15 protein-coding genes are annotated in these 17,093 nt (G+C 64.2%); 10 read left to right on the plus strand and 5 right to left on the minus strand.

What is annotated here, in order from left to right; genetic code table 11:
• The first annotated feature begins 69 nt into the window (after window positions 1–69).
• The 7 genes from Azoinq_RS01815 to Azoinq_RS01845 all read left to right on the plus strand — a co-directional run bounded on the left by Azoinq_RS01815 (window position 70) and on the right by Azoinq_RS01845 (window position 7,450).
• Window positions 70–1,758: an ArnT family glycosyltransferase gene (locus Azoinq_RS01815; RefSeq protein ID WP_216127259.1), complete on the plus strand. Its 1,689-nt coding sequence runs from the start codon at window positions 70–72 to the stop codon at window positions 1,756–1,758.
• Window positions 1,755–2,126: an SMR family transporter gene (locus tag Azoinq_RS01820; RefSeq protein WP_216127257.1), complete on the plus strand. Its 372-nt coding sequence runs from the start codon at window positions 1,755–1,757 to the stop codon at window positions 2,124–2,126. The genes Azoinq_RS01815 and Azoinq_RS01820 overlap by 4 nt, the downstream gene beginning before the upstream one ends.
• Before the next feature lie 78 nt (window positions 2,127–2,204).
• Entirely contained in the window at window positions 2,205–3,335 is a 1,131-nt protein-coding gene (locus Azoinq_RS01825) for a DegT/DnrJ/EryC1/StrS family aminotransferase (protein WP_216127254.1), read from the plus strand.
• Window positions 3,332–4,312, plus strand: a complete 981-nt coding sequence (locus Azoinq_RS01830; RefSeq protein ID WP_216127252.1) for a glycosyltransferase — start codon at window positions 3,332–3,334, stop codon at window positions 4,310–4,312. Before Azoinq_RS01825 ends, Azoinq_RS01830 begins: the two co-directional genes overlap by 4 nt.
• Window positions 4,309–5,262 (plus strand): formyltransferase, encoded by a 954-nt coding sequence (locus Azoinq_RS01835; protein WP_216127250.1) that lies wholly within the window; start codon window positions 4,309–4,311, stop codon window positions 5,260–5,262. The genes Azoinq_RS01830 and Azoinq_RS01835 overlap by 4 nt, the downstream gene beginning before the upstream one ends.
• 75 nt (window positions 5,263–5,337) lie before the next feature.
• A complete protein-coding gene (locus tag Azoinq_RS01840; protein ID WP_216127248.1) occupies window positions 5,338–6,381 on the plus strand; it encodes a bifunctional UDP-4-keto-pentose/UDP-xylose synthase in 1,044 nt (347 codons plus the stop codon).
• Between the two features lie 151 nt (window positions 6,382–6,532).
• Window positions 6,533–7,450, plus strand: coding sequence for a polysaccharide deacetylase family protein (locus tag Azoinq_RS01845; protein ID WP_216127245.1), 918 nt, complete (start codon window positions 6,533–6,535; stop codon window positions 7,448–7,450).
• A 373-nt stretch (window positions 7,451–7,823) separates the two neighbouring features.
• Here Azoinq_RS01845 and Azoinq_RS01850 read toward each other — a convergent pair whose 3' ends face one another.
• The 3 genes from Azoinq_RS01850 to Azoinq_RS01860 are packed head-to-tail and all read right to left on the minus strand — an operon-like array spanning window position 7,824 to window position 10,152.
• Window positions 7,824–9,071 carry a beta-ketoacyl-[acyl-carrier-protein] synthase family protein gene (locus Azoinq_RS01850; protein ID WP_216127242.1) on the minus strand — a complete coding sequence of 416 codons (1,248 nt, stop codon included), beginning with the start codon at window positions 9,069–9,071 and terminating at the stop codon, window positions 7,824–7,826.
• 1 nt (window position 9,072) lies between these two features.
• Entirely contained in the window at window positions 9,073–9,315 is a 243-nt protein-coding gene (locus Azoinq_RS01855; RefSeq protein ID WP_216127239.1) for an acyl carrier protein, read from the minus strand.
• Between the two features lie 12 nt (window positions 9,316–9,327).
• Window positions 9,328–10,152, minus strand: a complete 825-nt coding sequence (locus Azoinq_RS01860; RefSeq protein WP_216127236.1) for an alpha/beta hydrolase — start codon at window positions 10,150–10,152, stop codon at window positions 9,328–9,330.
• Window positions 10,153–10,276: 124 nt separating this feature from the next.
• Between Azoinq_RS01860 and Azoinq_RS01865 the strand changes: the two genes are divergently transcribed.
• The 3 genes from Azoinq_RS01865 to Azoinq_RS01875 all read left to right on the plus strand — a co-directional run bounded on the left by Azoinq_RS01865 (window position 10,277) and on the right by Azoinq_RS01875 (window position 13,580).
• A complete protein-coding gene (locus Azoinq_RS01865; RefSeq protein ID WP_216127234.1) occupies window positions 10,277–10,729 on the plus strand; it encodes a peroxiredoxin in 453 nt (150 codons plus the stop codon).
• A 30-nt stretch (window positions 10,730–10,759) separates the two neighbouring features.
• The gene (locus Azoinq_RS01870; protein WP_216127231.1) at window positions 10,760–12,202 is read left to right on the plus strand and encodes a PhoH family protein; all 1,443 of its coding nucleotides are present in this window, start codon (window positions 10,760–10,762) and stop codon (window positions 12,200–12,202) included.
• A gap of 76 nt (window positions 12,203–12,278) precedes the next feature.
• Window positions 12,279–13,580: a transglutaminase-like domain-containing protein gene (locus Azoinq_RS01875; protein WP_216178441.1), complete on the plus strand. Its 1,302-nt coding sequence runs from the start codon at window positions 12,279–12,281 to the stop codon at window positions 13,578–13,580.
• Between the two features lie 211 nt (window positions 13,581–13,791).
• On the opposite strand, the gene dnaB is transcribed toward Azoinq_RS01875, so the two are convergent.
• Both dnaB and Azoinq_RS01885 read right to left on the minus strand, forming a co-directional pair.
• Window positions 13,792–15,207 carry a replicative DNA helicase gene (gene dnaB, locus Azoinq_RS01880; RefSeq protein WP_216127225.1) on the minus strand — a complete coding sequence of 472 codons (1,416 nt, stop codon included), beginning with the start codon at window positions 15,205–15,207 and terminating at the stop codon, window positions 13,792–13,794.
• A 54-nt stretch (window positions 15,208–15,261) separates the two neighbouring features.
• Entirely contained in the window at window positions 15,262–17,055 is a 1,794-nt protein-coding gene (locus Azoinq_RS01885) for a zinc ribbon domain-containing protein (protein ID WP_216127223.1), read from the minus strand.
• Window positions 17,056–17,093: the final 38 nt, after the last annotated feature.

The following is a 17,093-nucleotide window of genomic DNA, read 5'->3' on the forward strand; positions in this document are numbered from 1 at the left end:
TACACCGCCCTTCCCGCCGCCCATTCTTTTTCTTCTTACTCCCCAACTCCTGACCCTGCCCCCGACCCCATGCCGGACCGCGACAATATCTCACGAGGCCTTCTGGTCCTCCTCTTCGTCTGCTTCACCGCCGTCTGGTTCGGCACCCTGGATTACCGCAAACTCATCGGCCCGGACGAGGGCCGTTATGCGGAAATTCCCAGGGAAATGGTGGCTTCCGGGGACTGGACCACGCCCCGCCTGAACAATCTCAAGTATTTCGAAAAACCGCCCCTGCAATACTGGGCCACGGCCGCCGCCTTCGAGGTCTTCGGGGAACACGACTGGGTGCCCCGGCTGTGGCCCGCCCTGACCGGCTATCTGAGCATTCTCCTGGCCGGATTCGCCGCCCTACGCCTATTTGGCGGACGTAGCGCCCTCCTGTCCATGCTGGTGCTAGGTAGCGCCTTCTGGCACAACCTGATCGGCCACATTGCCACCCTGGACATGGGCACCAGCTTTTTCCTCCAGCTAGCCCTTACCGGGGTGCTCTTCGCCAACGCCCAGGACACCCAGGAAAACCGGCGCCGCCCCTGGATGCTGGTGACCTGGGCGGCCCTGGCCCTGGCCATGCTGTCCAAGGGCCTCATCGGTCTGGTCCTGCCCGGCGCCACCCTGGTGGCCTACAGCCTGATTACCCGAGACTGGAAACCCTGGCGGCGCCTGGAAATTCTCCGGGGTCTGCCCCTCTTCCTGGTCATTGCCGTACCCTGGTTCGTTTCCGTATCCCTGGCCAACCCGGAATTTCCCCGGTTCTTTTTCTGGCATGAGCATGTGGAGCGCTTCCTCACCAAGGTGCACCGGCGCTACCAGCCCGACTGGTATTTCATCCCCATTCTGCTCATCGGCTTTTTGCCCTGGTCCCTGGCCGTGGTCCAGTCCTGGTTCGCCAATCTCTTTGGCCGCCCAGGCCGGGAAGACGGCAGCCGCATTTTCCATTCCTTCCAGCCCGGCAACTTCCAGCCCCGGCGTCTGCTGGCCCTCTGGAGCCTGGTGATTTTCGCCTTCTTCAGCCTCTCCAGCTCCAAGCTGCCCTCCTACATCCTGCCCATTTTCCCGGCCCTAGCCATACTGGCCGGGGATACCCTGGCCAATATCTCCCGCCGGGCCCTGCTGCTCCATCTGCTAGTAGCCACGGCCCTGGCCGCCGCCGCCCTGGCCCTCCTGCCCCAGGCCGCCCACCTGAATACGGTGAATGCCCCCGCTGATCTAGTCCCCCGCTACGTCCGCTGGCTCACCGTAGCCGCCGCCCTGTGGCTGGCGGCAGGGGTCGCCGCTCTCTGGCAGACCCTGCGCCACCGGCCCCTGGGAGCGGTGCTGACCCTGGCCATGGGCACCTTTTTGAGCGGCAACATCGCCCTCCTGGGCCACGACATCCTGGGCCGCTCCTATTCCGCCTACGACCTGGCCAAGGACATCCGCCCCCTGGTCCAGGCCGAGACCCCCTTCTACAGCGTGGGCATGTACGAACAGACCCTGCCCTACTATCTGGACCGCTTTGTCACCCTGGTGGATTTCAAGGATGAACTGGCTTTCGGCATCGGCCAGGAGCCGGACAAATGGCTGCCCAGCCAGGAAGCTTTTATTGCCCGCTGGAAACAGGACCGGGACGCCTTTGCCGTCATGGAACCGGGCACCTATGAACAACTCCAGGGCAAACTGCCCATGGCCGTGGTGGCCCGGGACCATGACCGGGTAATTGTCAGGAAACCCCAATGAACGCCATCAGTTTCGCCCTTATCCTTACCGGGGTGCTGCTTAACGCCGCCGCCCAGTTGCTGCTCAAGGCAGGCACCACCGCCGTAGGTCATTTCGCCTTTACCCTGGAAAACGCCCTGCCCATGGGCCTGAAGCTGGCCTTCGAGCCCCACATCATGGGGGGCCTGGGCTGCTACGTGATCAGCGTGGTGGTGTGGATCATGGCCCTCTCCCGGGTGCCCGTGTCCGTGGCCTACCCCATGCTCTCCATCGGCTACGTGGTCAATGCCCTGATCGCCTGGCAATGGTTCGGCGAAGCCCTGTCTGCCCCCAAGCTCCTGGGCATCGGGATCATTATCGTCGGCGTCTTTCTGGTGGCAAAATCCTGAACTTTTCCCCGTCCTTCCGTTCCCCCGCCCCCCGCTTCCGGAGGGCGCGCCGGGACTGGAAGGCAACCAGGCCAATCCATGTCCGCTGATTTCCTGCCTTTCACCCGCCCCGCCATCGACGAGGCCACCATTGCCGCCGTAGGGGAGGTCCTCCGCTCCGGCTGGATCACCACCGGCCCCAAGTGCGCCGAACTGGAAGCCGCCCTGTCCCGCTATTTTGGCGGCCGCACCGTGCGGGTGTTCAGCTCCGGCACCATTACCCTGGAAATCGCCCTGAAGCTGGCCGGGGTCGGCCCCGGGGACGAGGTCATTACCACGCCCCTGTCCTGGGTGGCCACGGCCAACGTCATTCTTCACGTGGGGGCCCGGCCCGTGTTCGTGGATGTGGCGCCGGATACCCGCAATCTGGATCTGGACCGGCTGGAAGCCGCCATCACCCCCCGCACCAAGGCCATTATCCCGGTGGATCTGGCCGGGCTGCCCGTGGATCGGGACCGGCTCTACGCCATCGCCCAGCGCCACTCGCTGCGGGTCATCGAGGACGCCGCCCAGTCCATGGGCGCCTCCTGGCAGGGCAAGCCCATCGGCGCCCAGGGGGATTTCGTTTCCTTCAGCTTCCACGCCAACAAAAACATCACCACCACGGAAGGGGGCTGTCTGGTGCTGCCCCCGGATATAGATCCGGCCCGCTGCGAACGGCTGCGCCTGCAAGGAGTGCAACGCTTCCCCGACGGCACCATGGACGTGGCGGTGGCCGGAGACAAGGGCAACATGACCGACGTGGCCGCCACCATCGGCCTGGGTCAGCTGGTCCATCTGGACCACTTCACCGCCCGACGCCGGGAGCTGGCCCGGCGCTACTTTGAAGGGCTACCCCGGGACCTGGGTCTGGAACTGCCCGTAGCGGATTTCAGCCAGTCCAACTGGCACATGTTCCAGGTGCTGCTGCCCGTGGACCAGATGACCCTGAGCCGGGGCGACTTCATTGCCGCCATGAAGGCCCAGGGCATCGGCATCGGCGTCCATTACCCGGCCATGCACCTCTTCAGCCTTTACCGGCGCCAGGGTTACCAGGACGGGGATTTCCCCGTGGCCGAACGCATTGGCCGCAGTACCATCACCCTGCCCCTTTTCCCCGCCATGGCGGATAGCGACGTGGATCGCGTCTGTCAGGCCCTTTCCCAACTTCTCCAACAAGCGCAAAAATGAGCCATCCGGAAGTTTCGGTCATCGTTCCCGTCTATAACGAGGAAGACGGCCTGGCCGCCTTGTTCGACCGCCTCTACCCCGCCCTGGACGCCCTGGGCACCACCTACGAAGTCGTTTTCATCAACGACGGCAGCCGGGACCGGTCCGCCGCCCTGCTCCGGGAGCAATGGCAGCAGCGCCCGGACGTGACCCGGGTAGTGCTCTTCGCCGCCAATGCGGGCCAGCACATGGCCATCATGGCGGGCTTCGAGCATTGTCGGGGGGACATGGTCATCACCATTGACGCGGATCTGCAAAATCCCCCGGAAGAAATCCACAAGCTGGTGGACGCCATGCGGGCGGGCCACGACTACGTGGGCACCATCCGCCAGGACCGCCGGGACACGGCCTTCCGCCGCTATGCCTCCCGGGCCATGAACCGGCTGCGGGAGCGCATCACCCGCATCAAGATGACGGACCAGGGCTGTATGCTGCGGGCCTACAGTCGCTCCATCATCGACGCCATCAACAGCTGCCAGGAAGTGGCCACCTTCATCCCCGCCCTGGCCTACACCTTCGCCCGCCGCCCCACGGAAATCGGGGTGGCCCACGAAGAGCGCCATGCGGGGGAATCCAAGTATTCCCTCTACAGCCTGATCCGGCTCAATTTCGACCTGATGACCGGCTTCTCCCTGGTGCCCCTCCAGTTCGTTTCCGTCTGCGGCATGGGGCTGTCCTTCGTCTCCGCCGTATTCGTGGTCTTCCTGGCCCTGCGCCGCATCATCGTGGGACCGGAGGCGGAAGGCCTGTTCACCCTCTTCGGTATCGCCTTTTTCCTCATCGGCATCCTGCTCTTTTCCGTGGGCCTGCTGGGGGAATACATCGGTCGCATTTACATGCAGGTCCGCCACCGCCCCCGCTACCGGCTAGAAGCGGTGCTGGGCCTGCCCGATGAGCCAGCGGTCCATCCGGGCAACGGGGAGGACCGCCCCCAATGAGCGCCACCGCGGTAGTCTTCGCCTACCACAACGTGGGGGTGCGCTGCCTGGCTACCCTCCTGGCCCACGGGGTGAAGGTGCCCCTGGTGCTCACCCACCAGGACAGCCCGGGGGAAAACATCTGGTTCGGCAGCGTCGCCCAACTGGCCCAGGACCACGACATTCCGGTCATCACCCCGGAAGACGCCAACCAGCCTGACGTGTTGGCCCGGCTTCGGGAAGTGGGCGCGGATTACTTCTTCTCCTTCTACTACCGGCAGATGCTCAAGCCCGAGCTCCTGGCCCTGGCGGCCAAGGGCGCCTACAACATGCACGGCTCCCTGCTGCCCCACTACCGGGGCCGGGTGCCGGTGAATTGGGCCATTATCCGGGGCGAGGGGCAAACCGGCGCTTCCCTCCACGAAATGGTGGAAAAGCCCGATGCGGGACGTCTGGTGGATCAACAGGCCGTGCCCATCCTGCCCGACGACACGGCCCTGGACGTGTTCAACAAGGTCACGGTCGCGGCGGAAATCTGTCTGGACCGGGCCCTGCCCAAAATTCTGGACGGCAGCGCCCACCCCACCCCCCTGGACCTCCGCCTGGGCAATTACTGCAAGGGCCGCAAACCGGAGGACGGCTGCATTGACTGGCACCAGCCCGCCCGGGATATCCATAACCTGATCCGGGCCGTGGCCCCGCCCTACCCGGGAGCCTTTACCGATCTGGGGGACCGGCGCCTCTTTGTGCTGAAGAGCCTGCCCCAGCCGGAGCGGAGCCCCCTGCCTGGCGGCCCGGGGCTCTATGTGGAAGGCGACCGGCTCTTTGCGGACTGCGGCGATGGCCGGGTTTTGCGCCTGCTGGCGGCCATTCTGGCCCCCGACCAGCCCCGCACCGTGGACGGCCTCACCGGGCTTTTGACGGCGGAAGCTTTCACGGAAGCCTTCGGGCGTGGGAAAATAGCGCGTTAAAGATTTCCGGGCGCCTCGACCAGACGATTTGGCCGGCTCACCCTTTTCGCATTTCCGACTTTTCTGGACTGACCCATGAAAAAAGTACTCATCCTCGGCGTCAATGGCTTCATCGGCCACCACCTCTCCCAGCGCATCATCAACACCACCGACTGGGAGGTGTACGGCATGGACATGAACTCCGAGCGGGTCGCCGATCTTCTGGACCATCCCCGGTTCCACTTTTTCGAAGGCGACATCACCATCAACAAGGAATGGATCGAGTACCACGTGCGCAAGTGCGACGTGATCCTGCCCCTAGTGGCCATCGCCACCCCGGCCACCTATGTGAAGGAACCCCTGCGGGTTTTCGAGCTGGACTTTGAAGCCAACCTGCCCATCATCCGCCAAGCGGTGAAGTACAAGAAACGGGTGATTTTCCCCTCCACTTCCGAAGTGTACGGCATGTGCAAGGATCCCCAGTTCGATCCGGAAACTTCCGAATTCGTCCTGGGCCCCATCAACAAGCCCCGCTGGATTTACTCCTGCGCCAAGCAGATGATGGACCGGGTGATCCACGCCTACGGCCAGCAGGAAGGCCTGGATTACACCCTGTTCCGCCCCTTCAACTGGATTGGCCCGGGCCTGGATTCCATCTACACCCCCAAGGAAGGCTCTTCCCGGGTGATCACCCAGTTCCTCGGCCACATCGTCCGGGGCGAATCCATCAAGCTGGTGGACGGGGGCAGCCAGAAGCGGGCTTTCACCTACATCACCGACGGCATTGACGCCCTGATGAAAATCATCGAAAACAAGGACGGCATCGCCACGGGCAAGATCTACAACATCGGCAACCCGACCAACAATTATTCCGTGCGTGAATTGGCCACCCTCATGCTCAACCTGGCCAAGGAATATCCGGAATATGCGGAAAGCCTGGCCCAGGTGAAGATGGTGGAAACCACCTCCGGGGAATACTACGGCAAGGGTTATCAAGACACCCAACACCGGGTGCCCAAGATCGACAACACCATGGCGGACCTGGATTGGGCGCCCAAGGTGCTCTTCGAAGATGCCCTGAAGCACATTTTCGAAGCCTATCGGGGTCAGGTGGCGGAAGCCCGCAAGCTGGTGGACTAAAAGCGCCAGCCCCACGCCGGGAGCGCAGGGAGACGGGCCGGTCCCATCCCCTGCGCTCCCGGCGTTTTAGCAACTGGCCAGCCCCCGGATCGGGGGCGGCCGGTTAAAATCCGCCCAGTCCCCTAACCTTTTTCCTTTGTCCCTCGCCCCCATGAAGCTTGCCCTGAAAATCGACGTGGATACCTATCGGGGTACCCGCATCGGCGTGCCCCGGCTGGTGGAACTGCTGCAACAACACCAGGCCCAGGCCACCTTCCTCTTTTCCCTGGGCCCGGATCATACCGGGCGGGCCATTAAGCGGGCCTTTCGCCCCGGCTTTATGAAAAAGGTGAAGCGCACCTCGGTGACCGAGCATTACGGTCTGCTCACCCTCATGTACGGCACCCTGCTGCCCGGGCCGGACATCGGCAAGCGCTGCGCCCACATTATGCAGGCGGTACGGGACGCAGGCTTCGACACGGGCATCCACTGCTGGGACCACGTACTGTGGCAAGACCGGGTCACGGAAGCGGACAACGAATGGACCGAAGTGGAAATGGCCAAGGCGGTGCAGCGCTACGAAGATATTTTCGGGGAACGGCCCCATACCTTCGGGGCCGCCGGCTGGCAGATGAATGCCCATGCCCTGCGCCTCACCCAGCGCCTGGGCCTCCAATACGTATCCAACGCCCGGGCCGGCCGGGAACCCTTTATTCCGGTGGTGAACGGAGAAGTCATCCGCTGCCCCGAATTACCCAGCACCCTGCCCACCCTAGATGAACTCATCGGGGTGGATGGCATCACTCCGGACAATGTGGCCGACCACTTGTTGCAGATGACCGCTGGCGGCGCCCCGGATGGCCATGTCTATACCCTCCACGCGGAGCTGGAAGGCATGAAGCTGGCCCCGGTCTTTGAAAAGCTCCTGGAAGGCTGGAAAGCCCAGGGCTATGAACTGGTATCCCTGGCCCAGATGGCCGCTGATCTGAATGAGGCCACCCTGCCCCGTTGCGAAATGCACCGAGGGGAAATCCCGGGCCGTTCCGGCACCCTCATGGTCCAGGGTCAGGAATTTCTGCCGGGCCGTTAAGGCTCGAGCTAGTCGCCCTCGGGCCCCGGTCCGACCGAGAAGGACGGGGCCGGGCTGGTGATCCCAAGCCCTCCCTGCCGCCCCTATTCCCCTAAACGGGGCAGGCTCCAGACTTCCCGTATTCTCCAACGGCCCCCCCGGACAAACTCACGTCCGGATTCACCGCCAGCCTTTCTCCCCTATCCCCTTCCCGCGCCACCACCAACCGGTGGCTTCCTAGTTCTTCGCCCCAAGCGCATTTTCCACCCCTCTGGCGGCTGCCCAGACGCATTAGCCCCAAAACCCAGGTTACTTCAGGCGCCCCCTATTACCCGGGTACGCGATTCCAGGAAACCCGCCCCCCCTGAAACGGCGGGCCGGTCCCAACTGGAAATTACAGAGAAGCGGCCGAATCCCCCGCCCCGGCCCGGGCCACCAGAACCCCATTGCTGCCACCGAAGGCGAAGGAATTGGAGAGGAAAACGGAGGAAGCAGGCGCCTGGCGACTCTCCGGGGCGACCCAAGCCAGATCGCAGGCCGGGTCCGCCTGTTCCCGGTGCCAGGCGGGCAGCAAACGCCCCCGGGCCAGGGCGGTCAGGCTGGCGATGAATTCCACTGCCCCGGTGGCCCCCATGCAATGGCCATGGAGGGCCTTGGTGGAGCTCACCGGTACCCGATTGCCCAGGACCTGGGCAATGGCTGCCGCTTCCACCTGGTCCCCCACCCGGGTGGCAGTGCCGTGGGCATTCACATAGCCCACTGCCTCCGGCCCCAGGCCGGCTTCCGCCAGGGCCTGGGTCATGGCCCGCACCTGGCCGTCCACGGCGGGATGGGAAAGATGGCTGGCATCGCAGCTGCTGCCATAACCCAGCAGCTCCCCGTGAATCCGGGCGCCCCGGGCCCGGGCGTGTGCCGGGGATTCCAACACTAGGGCCCCCGCCCCTTCGGCCAGGACCAGACCGCTCCGGTCTGCGGCAAAGGGGCGGCAGCTGGTTTGGGGCGCTGCGGGGTCCGGCGTGGCCAGGGTGGCCATGGCCTGCCAGGCCCGCAGGGTAGCGGGGGTCAGGGGGGCGTCGGCGCCCCCCACCAGCACCACCTCCGCCAGCCCCTGGCGTATCCAGCGGGCCCCTTCTCCGATGGCCATGGCCGACGAGGCACAGGCATTGGAGAAGGTGACGGAAGGACCCCGCAGGCCGTGGGCCATGGCGATGTGGGCCGCCGCCGCATTGTGCATGGCCATGACCACGGTGAGGGGCCGCAGGCGCTGGCTCTGGCGTTCAAACAACTGGCGATAGGCGTCTTCCAGGCTGTGGATGCCCCCCATGCCCGTGCCCCAGGCGATACCCGCCTGCAAACCCTGGTCCCCGGAGAGGCTCAGCCCCGCATCCCCCATGGCCTGGTGGGCAGCGGCCAGGGCTAGGCGGCTGCACCGGTCCAGGGAGGCCTGCTGGGGCTTGGACAGGCCCCATTCCGGGATTTCCTGCAAAGCGCCCACCACAGCGGGGGCCAGGCCCAGGGATTCGTCCCCCGGGTATAGGGTCACCCCGGAACGGCCCGCCAATAGGGCATCCACCAGGCTATCCGGGCTGTTACCGCAGGGGGACAGCACCCCCATGCCGGTGATGCAAACCGGGGTTTCCACCTCAGGCACCGGCTTTCTTTTGCAGTCCTTCCACATAGGCGGTGAGCTGAGCCAAATTAGTCAGGGGCTCATCCGCCGTGGGGGGAATGGTGATGTGGAAGGCGTCTTCCAGTTCAAAAATGAAGTCGATGAGGGCCAGGGAGTCGATGCCCAGCTGGTCAAAAGGAGTTTCGGGGGTGACGCCGGCCAGATCGATGCCGAAATGGTCCGCCGCCAATTGCTTGATGGTTTCCAGGGTATTCATGGGAAGGGGGCCTTAAGCCACGTGTTGCAGGGGAGGAAGGGGGAGATGGCGGTGCAGGAAATCCACACAATGGGCCTCTACCGCCTCCCGGTCGTTATCCAGGGTGAGCATGTGATAGCTATCGTGGAACCAGTGCAGCTCCTGGGCCGGACTGCCCAGGTACTGGGCCAGATAGCGGGCGTTGCGGGGGCTGGCCACCTCGTCCTCCTCCGCATGGAGAATCAGGGCCGGCACCCGGATATTGGGCAGGTCGGCCCGCACCCGGCGCATCAGGCGGGAAGCTTCAAATACGGCGGAAACCGGCATGCTGGCGGCCCCGGCGGGGGAATCCCCTTCCCCGGCCATGAGGGCCGCGATCCATTGGCGGCGCCGTTCGTTTTTCAAGCCGAAGGGCTCGGTTTCCTGAAAGCGGCAGCGCTCCCGCAGGGGGCGAATCCAGGCCAGGGGCAACAACCAGCGTTGCAGCCGAGGAATATTCCAGCCGTCGTAGAACAGGGTGGTGGAAATGAGCAGCAGGGCTTTGAGCCGCCCCGGATTCCGGGCCGCCAGGGCCAGGGACACCACCCCGCCCATGCACAGCCCCCCCGCCGCCACCTGGGTGCAGCTTTTTTCCAGGCGGGCTAAGGCCTGCTCGGCCCGTTCCACCCACACCGGCCAGGGGGCCTGTTGACGCCCGTCCAGATTACCCCCGTAAGCGTCCAGAAAGGGGGCATAGACCGTGTAGCCCTGGCGGTGGAGGCGCTTGGCCACGGGCTGGACTTCCAGGGGATTGCCGCACAGGCCATGGAGCAACAACACGCCCCGGGGGCCGCCGGCGAGAAAGAGAGATTTACTCATCTTTACAATTATCCGGTGCCAGACTGCCGCTTTCCTGACGGCTCCCCCAGGCCCGCCGACCCTTGACCCGGCGGGCCTTTGCCCCAACAATTCCCCCATACCTTAACAACAACAGGAGCCCCAGATGGCCGCAACCCTCCCCGACTTTTCCCTGCCCGCCACGGGCGATAGCGACTTCACCCTTGCCGCCCACCGGGGTCATCCGGTGGTGCTCTATTTCTACCCCAAGGACAGCACCCCGGGCTGCACCACGGAAGCCCAACAGTTCCGGGACCTGTATCCGGAATTCCAGGCCCTGGGGGCAGTGGTGGCCGGGGTTTCCCGGGACAGCGTGAAATCCCACGAAAATTTCAAAACCAAGCAAAACCTCCCCTTCCCCCTGATTTCCGACAAGGAAGAAAGCCTCTGCCAGCAATTCGGGGTCATCAAGCTGAAAAAAATGTATGGGAAAGAGGTAAGAGGCATTGAACGCAGCACCTTCGTCATTGACGCTGGGGGCGTGTTGCAACGGGAATGGCGGGGCGTGAAAGTGCCCGGTCATGCCCAGGAAGTGCTGGATTTCGTCAAAACCCTGTAATTTCAGCCAACCACCAGGAAACCTCCCACTATGGTCCGTAAAACCGGCGCGCGTAGTAAAAAGGAAACCTCCCCCGAACCCGGCAAGCTTTTTGTGCTGGATACCAACGTGCTGATGCACGATCCCACCAGCCTGTTCCGCTTTGAGGAACACGATGTCTTTCTCCCCATCATGACCCTGGAGGAGTTGGACAACAACAAAAAAGGCATGTCGGAAATCGCCCGTAACGCCCGGCAATGCAGCCGGACCCTGGACGAGATCCTGGCCCACCTGGAAGACGACAACATCGAGGAGGGCATTCCCCTGGAGGGGCCTTCCAACAAGCTGGCCAGTGGCCGCCTGTTCCTGCAGACGGAGGCCATTAATTCGGAACTGCCCCCGGCCCTGCCCAAGACCAAGTACGACAACCAGATCCTGGCCGTGGTCATCCACCTCCAGCGCCGCTATCCCAAGCGTTCCGTGGTCCTGGTGTCGAAAGACATCAACATGCGCATCAAGGCCCGTTCCCTGGGCCTGGCGGCGGAGGATTACTTCAACGACAAGGTGCTGGAAGACACGGACCTGCTCTATACCGGGGTCCGGGAACTGCCCCCGGATTTTTGGGATAAGCACGGCCAGGGCATGGAATCGGGCAAGAAGGAAGGGCGCACCTATTACCGCCTGCAAGGCCCCCTCTGTGCCCAGTTGCTGGTCAATGAATTTGTCTTCCAGGAAGGCCCCCAGCCCCTCCATGCCATTGTGCGCAGCGTGGAAGGGAAAAAGGCGGAACTGGAAACCCTGATCGACTTCACCCATCCCAAGAACAATGTGTGGGGCATCACCGCCCGCAACCGGGAGCAGAATTTCGCCCTCAACCTGCTCATGGACCCGGAAATCGATTTCATCACCCTCCTGGGCCAAGCTGGCACCGGCAAGACCCTGCTGACCCTGGCGGCGGGCCTCACCCAGGTCCTGGAAACCAAGCATTACTCGGAAATTATCATGACCCGGGTGACCGTTCCCGTGGGGGAAGACATCGGTTTCTTACCGGGCACGGAAGAGGAAAAAATGGCCCCCTGGATGGGCGCCCTGGAGGACAACCTGGACGTGCTCAACAAAACCGAAGAACAGCCAGGTTCCTACGGCGGCGACTGGGGACGGGCGGCCACCATGGACCTGATCCGTAGCCGGATCAAGGTCAAATCCCTCAATTTCATGCGGGGCCGCACCTTTATCAACAAATACCTGATTATCGACGAGGCTCAGAATCTCACCCCCAAACAGATGAAGACCCTCATCACCCGGGCCGGGCCGGGCACCAAGGTGGTCTGCCTGGGCAATATCGCCCAGATCGACACTCCCTATCTGACCGAAGGCTCCTCCGGCCTCACCTACGTGGTGGATCGCTTCAAGGGCTGGCCCCACTCGGGCCACATCACCCTGCAACGGGGTGAACGCTCCCGTTTAGCGGACCATGCGGCCGAAGTGCTATAATTTTCCTCGTTAGTCATTCTTTATAGCCGCACCCGTCGCGGGCGCGGCTTTTGTTTTTTTCCCCGGAGGGACGACGATGAAACGCCGCGCTTTCCTCGCGCTTGCCGGCGGCCTCGCCCTGGCACCCGTACCGGCACTGGCCGGTAAGAAAAAAGGCGGTGGTGCCGCCAAATCCGCTAAGTCTTCCGCCAAAGCGGGGGGCGCCGCCAAAGCTTCCGGCAAGGGCTCCAAAAGCTCCGCCAAAGGTAGTCGCTCCAGCAAACGCCACGGCGGCGTGGAAAAGGCAGATCGCTCCGAACGCATCGCCACCGCCCGGGCCGCCGCCCACCGGGCCCCTCCCACGGGTCTGCGCCCCCTGTCCAACGGCGGTTTCGGCGCCCCCGCACCGGCTCCGGTGCGCAAGGACAACGAACCCTGGCGCCACTATGAACTGACCCTCAAGGTCACCCCCCCGGCCCAGGGCGATGCCCTGCGCCTGTGGATGCCCATGCCCATGGAAACCCGCTGGCAGCGCCTGGAAAGCCTGGAATGGTTGGGCAATTTCAGCCACGGCGGCATTCTTCGGGATAACGATTCGGGTCTGCTCACCTTTCTTGGGGACTGGAAGCCGGGCACGGCCAATCCCAGCCTGACCCTGACCATGAAGGTGGGCACCCGGCAGCGGCTCTTTGACATCACCCGCCGGGCCCCCACTCCGGAAACGGAAGACACCCTGTCCCCCTTCCTGGACCCCTACGGGCCCTGGTCCGACGAGGTCATTTCCGAGCTGGCCGATACCATCATCGGCCGCATCCGGGAACCCATGCCCCAGGCCCTGGCCGTTTTCAACTGGGTCACCGAACACGCGGGAGCCGCCGGCAGCAGCTGTAAGGGCGGGGAAGTTCCGGAAAGCGTCGCCCCGGCCCTGTGCAGCGTCCGGGAAGAGGATGACGGCCACGGCGTGGCCGGGTTGTTTGTGGCCCTGTGCCGGGCCACGGGCATCCCCGCTCGCATCGTGGTAGGCCAACGCCTGGGCCTGTCCCGTCAGTCCCCCGCCCTGGGCCGCAGCGGCGATGTGAGCCGGGCCTTCCACGTCCGGGCCGAGTTCTACGCGCCTTACTACGGCTGGGTCCCGGTGGATCCGGCGGATGCGGCCCGGGTCGCGGTGCTGGACCGGAGCAACGGAGAAGGGGCCGCCCTGCGCCGCCGTCTCTTCGGCTTCTGGGAAATGAACTGGATCGCTTACAGCAACGCGGACAGCGTCCATCTGCCCCAGGGTCCGGACCAGTCCTACCTGCTCAACAGCCCGGTGCTGGCCGCCTCCGTGAGCGGCAACCAGGTGCGCATGTTGGCCCGCCCCACCAGCCTCAGCCTGGAAGCCCGCCCCACCGACGCCTGATCCGTCCCCGGCGCCCTGCCCCCATCCGCGGGGGCGGGAAATGGGGCCTCACCCTCGCCCCCTTAATCGGGGAACCGTGACCTCATCGAACGGCTCCCCGGACCTACCGGCAAGCAAAGCAGACACAAAAAAAGGACGGCTTCCCGTCCTTTTTCTTTTGGAGGTGCGCCCCCTGGGCGGCGCCTCCGCCTTCCCCGTATTCCGGGAAACCTCAGTATTCGCTGCCCGTGGCCAGATTGTCGAAGCGGGTGTATTCCCCCAGGAAGGCCAGGCGCACCGTGCCCGTGGGGCCGTTCCGCTGCTTGCCGATAATGACTTCCGCCGTGCCTTTGTCCTGGGTGTCCGGTTTGTAGTAGTCCTCCCGGTACATCATCATGATCACGTCCGCATCCTGTTCGATAGCGCCGGATTCCCGCAAGTCGGACATCATGGGGCGCTTGTCGTTACGCTCTTCCACCTTCCGGGAAAGCTGGGACAGGGCGATGACCGGCACTTCCAACTCCTTGGCCAAGGCCTTCAGGGAACGGGAAATTTCCGACACTTCCGTAGCCCGGTTTTCCGAGCCCCCGGAACGGGCGGAGACCATCAATTGGAGATAGTCGATGACGATCAGGCCCAGCTTGCCGCCAAACTGGCGCGCCAGACGCCGGGCCCGAGCCCGCAAATCCAGAGGATTCAGGCCGCCGGTTTCATCGATATAGAGGGGCTTTTCGTGCATTTTCCCCAGGGCGAAGGACAGCCGGGACCATTCATCGTCGTTGAGCCGGCCAGTACGCACCTTGTGGGAATCCAGACGCCCCAGGGAGGCCAGCATCCGCATGGCCAGCTGGGCGCCTCCCATTTCCATGGAAAACACCCCCACGGGCAAGCCCTGCTCCACCGCCACATATTCGGCGATGTTCAAGGCGAAAGCGGTTTTCCCCATGGACGGCCGACCGGCCACAATAATCAAATCCCCGGGCTGGAGGCCGGAAGTCTTCTGATCCAGGTCCAAAAAGCCCGTGGGAATCCCGGTGATATCGGAGGGGTTGTCCCGGTCATGGAGTTCCTGGATACGTTCCACCACCTGGGTCAGCAAGGGGTTGATGTGGACAAAGCCCTGCTGGTGGGCGGCGCCCTTTTCCGCAATTTCAAAGACTTTGGATTCCGCATCGTCCAGGAGGGATTTGGCATCCCGGCCCATGGGATTCAAGGCGTTGGTGGCGATTTCGTCCCCGGCGCTCACCAGCTGGCGCAGGATGGCCCGCTCCCGGACAATTTCCGCATAGCGGCGGATATTGGCAGCGGAAGGGGTATTGGCGGCCAGTTCCCCCAGATAGGCCAGGCCGCCGCTATGTTCCCCGTCCCCCGCCGCATCCAGGGCTTCCGCCACGGTCACCACGTCCGCCGGTTTGCCCGTGGTAAAGAGCCGGACAATCTGGCGGAAGATGCGCCGGTGTTCGTCCCGGTAAAAATCCCCTTCGTTAATCAGGTCCCCTACCTTGTCCCAGGCCTGGTTGTCCAGCAACAGGCCGCCTAACAGGGACTGCTCCGCCTCCACGGAATGGGGCGGCACCCGCAGCTGGGCGACCGCCGGATCAAGGGCCGAAGGGGAATCTTTTTTACGGGGGAAATCAGGCTTGCTCATGGTGGTCTTCAAATCGGGAGGGGGACGATTTTACACGCCCTCCCCCCGCCCCGATCAGGGGTTTTGCAGGGAGGCGCCGCATTCGGCGCAAAAACGCTGACCCGCTTCCACAGTGACGCCGCACTTGGGGCAAAGGGGCGCGGCCTCGGGGGCCGGAGCCACGGGTTCCGTGCCCAGCAGACCGGCCTGGACCGCCTTGACCGCCTTGACCGCGTCTTCCAGCTTGACCCCGGCGCTTTCCCCGCCGAGCCGGTTGATGGCTCCCAGGGCCGTGGCCCGGCGCAAGTCTTCCGTGGACGTGGGGGCCACCAGCAGGCTCTGGCCAGCGGCAAAGCGTTCCAGATGTTCCCCATAGACCTTGGCCAGATCGGGGCGGCCCCGCATGGCCACCACGGTACGACCGCCTTGGCGGCCGTAAATGATGCTATCCACTTCCGCCGCCCAAACCCGCAGGGTCATGTTTTCAATATTGAACAATTCCTTGGCAGTTTTTACCCGGTCCTGGAACTGGTTGCCGTAATCCACCCGGGCGGACTGGCAGCTGCCCCGCATTTCAATCCAAAGCAGGGTGGAGGTGAAATCAAAGCGGCCCCAAAGGAACTGGCTGCCCCGGAAGGCGTAGGCGCTGGCCATGAGCATCCCCAGGCCAAAGGTGAGGAAGCCCCAGGAGCTGTCCCCATCCGTCAGCCGGGCCGCAAAGAGGGCCACCCCCAGGGTCCCCAGAAGGGCCAGCAGGGCGGCGTAGAAGCTCAGGGCGGTGAGCCAGCGGAACGGATTGGCTTCCAGGCAATTGGCGAAGCTGGGATAGAGATGGTTGCTTTGGGGGAAGGGCTGGGTTTCTTCCAGCAGCTCGGCCCCAAACGCCCCCTTGGCACCAATCACCGGGGGCTGGCGCACGTAGCGCCGGTTGGGAATCTGCTCCTGCCACTGGGCCTGCAACTGGCGTTCCAGTTCCTCGGTCAATTGGGCCGGATGGGCGTTCATGGTCAGGGTGCGCTGGTCACAGGCCACCGGGGTGATCTGGGGGCGGGAACCGAGCTGGGCCATCATGGCGCCGAAAAAGAGGCCCGTGGCCACCAGAATGGCCAGCAGGGTAGCCAGCACCTGGCCGTTCACGGAAACGCTTTCCAGGGGCGGCAGCACATGGGACACCAGGCCAATGATGGCCGGCAGGAGAATGGCCAGGAGAATCAGCACCACAAAGCCCCCCAGGCCCACCTGGGCGGAGGCGGTGGCGCCCCCCACGGACAGGCGGCGCAGGATGGTGCGGGTGGCGAAGAGGCCGTAGAAAATCCCCACCCAGGCCCCGTGGGTGGAACCGGCGAAGAAGAACCAGGCCAAGAGGAAGCTGGCCAGGGTGGCCAGCACCACCAGGAGATTGTGGAACTGGGCTTCGGCCCCGTAGCGTAGGGGCTGGGGCGCGTAAATCAAATCCCGCAGCCAGGCGTGGAGCAGGCCGTTGATGGGGCCGCTGGGCTCCTCGTAGGTCAGGGCGCTCTGGCGCAGCATGTCTTTGACCCGGTCCGCCCCCCGGCCCGCGCCGGTGGCGTCGGAAGCCAGTTCCTGAGCCAGGCTGACCGGCTTGCCCCGGCCAAAGTAGAAGCGCAGCTGGGTGGCGGCCAAGGCCACGGCCAGCAGGCCCAGCACCAGGAGCCCCAGGGAGGCCACCAGGGCCGCCACTTCTCCGGCGTGCACCCCGTCGGTCTGGAGATGGTGGCGGATCAGGAACAGCAGCAGCACACCGGCGATGATGCCGACGCCACCGGCCAGGACCAGGGCCAGATTCTGGATGGAATAGGGATTGGGTAATTCCAGACGGGGACTATTGGGGTTGTATTCGTAGCTCATGGGGACAAACAAACGGCCCACCCGGAGGAAGGCCGGCA

Origin of the sequence: Azospira inquinata, from assembly GCF_018905915.1 — a bacterium.
In the GTDB taxonomy this organism is placed as follows: Bacteria; Pseudomonadota; Gammaproteobacteria; order Burkholderiales; family Rhodocyclaceae; genus Azospira; species Azospira inquinata.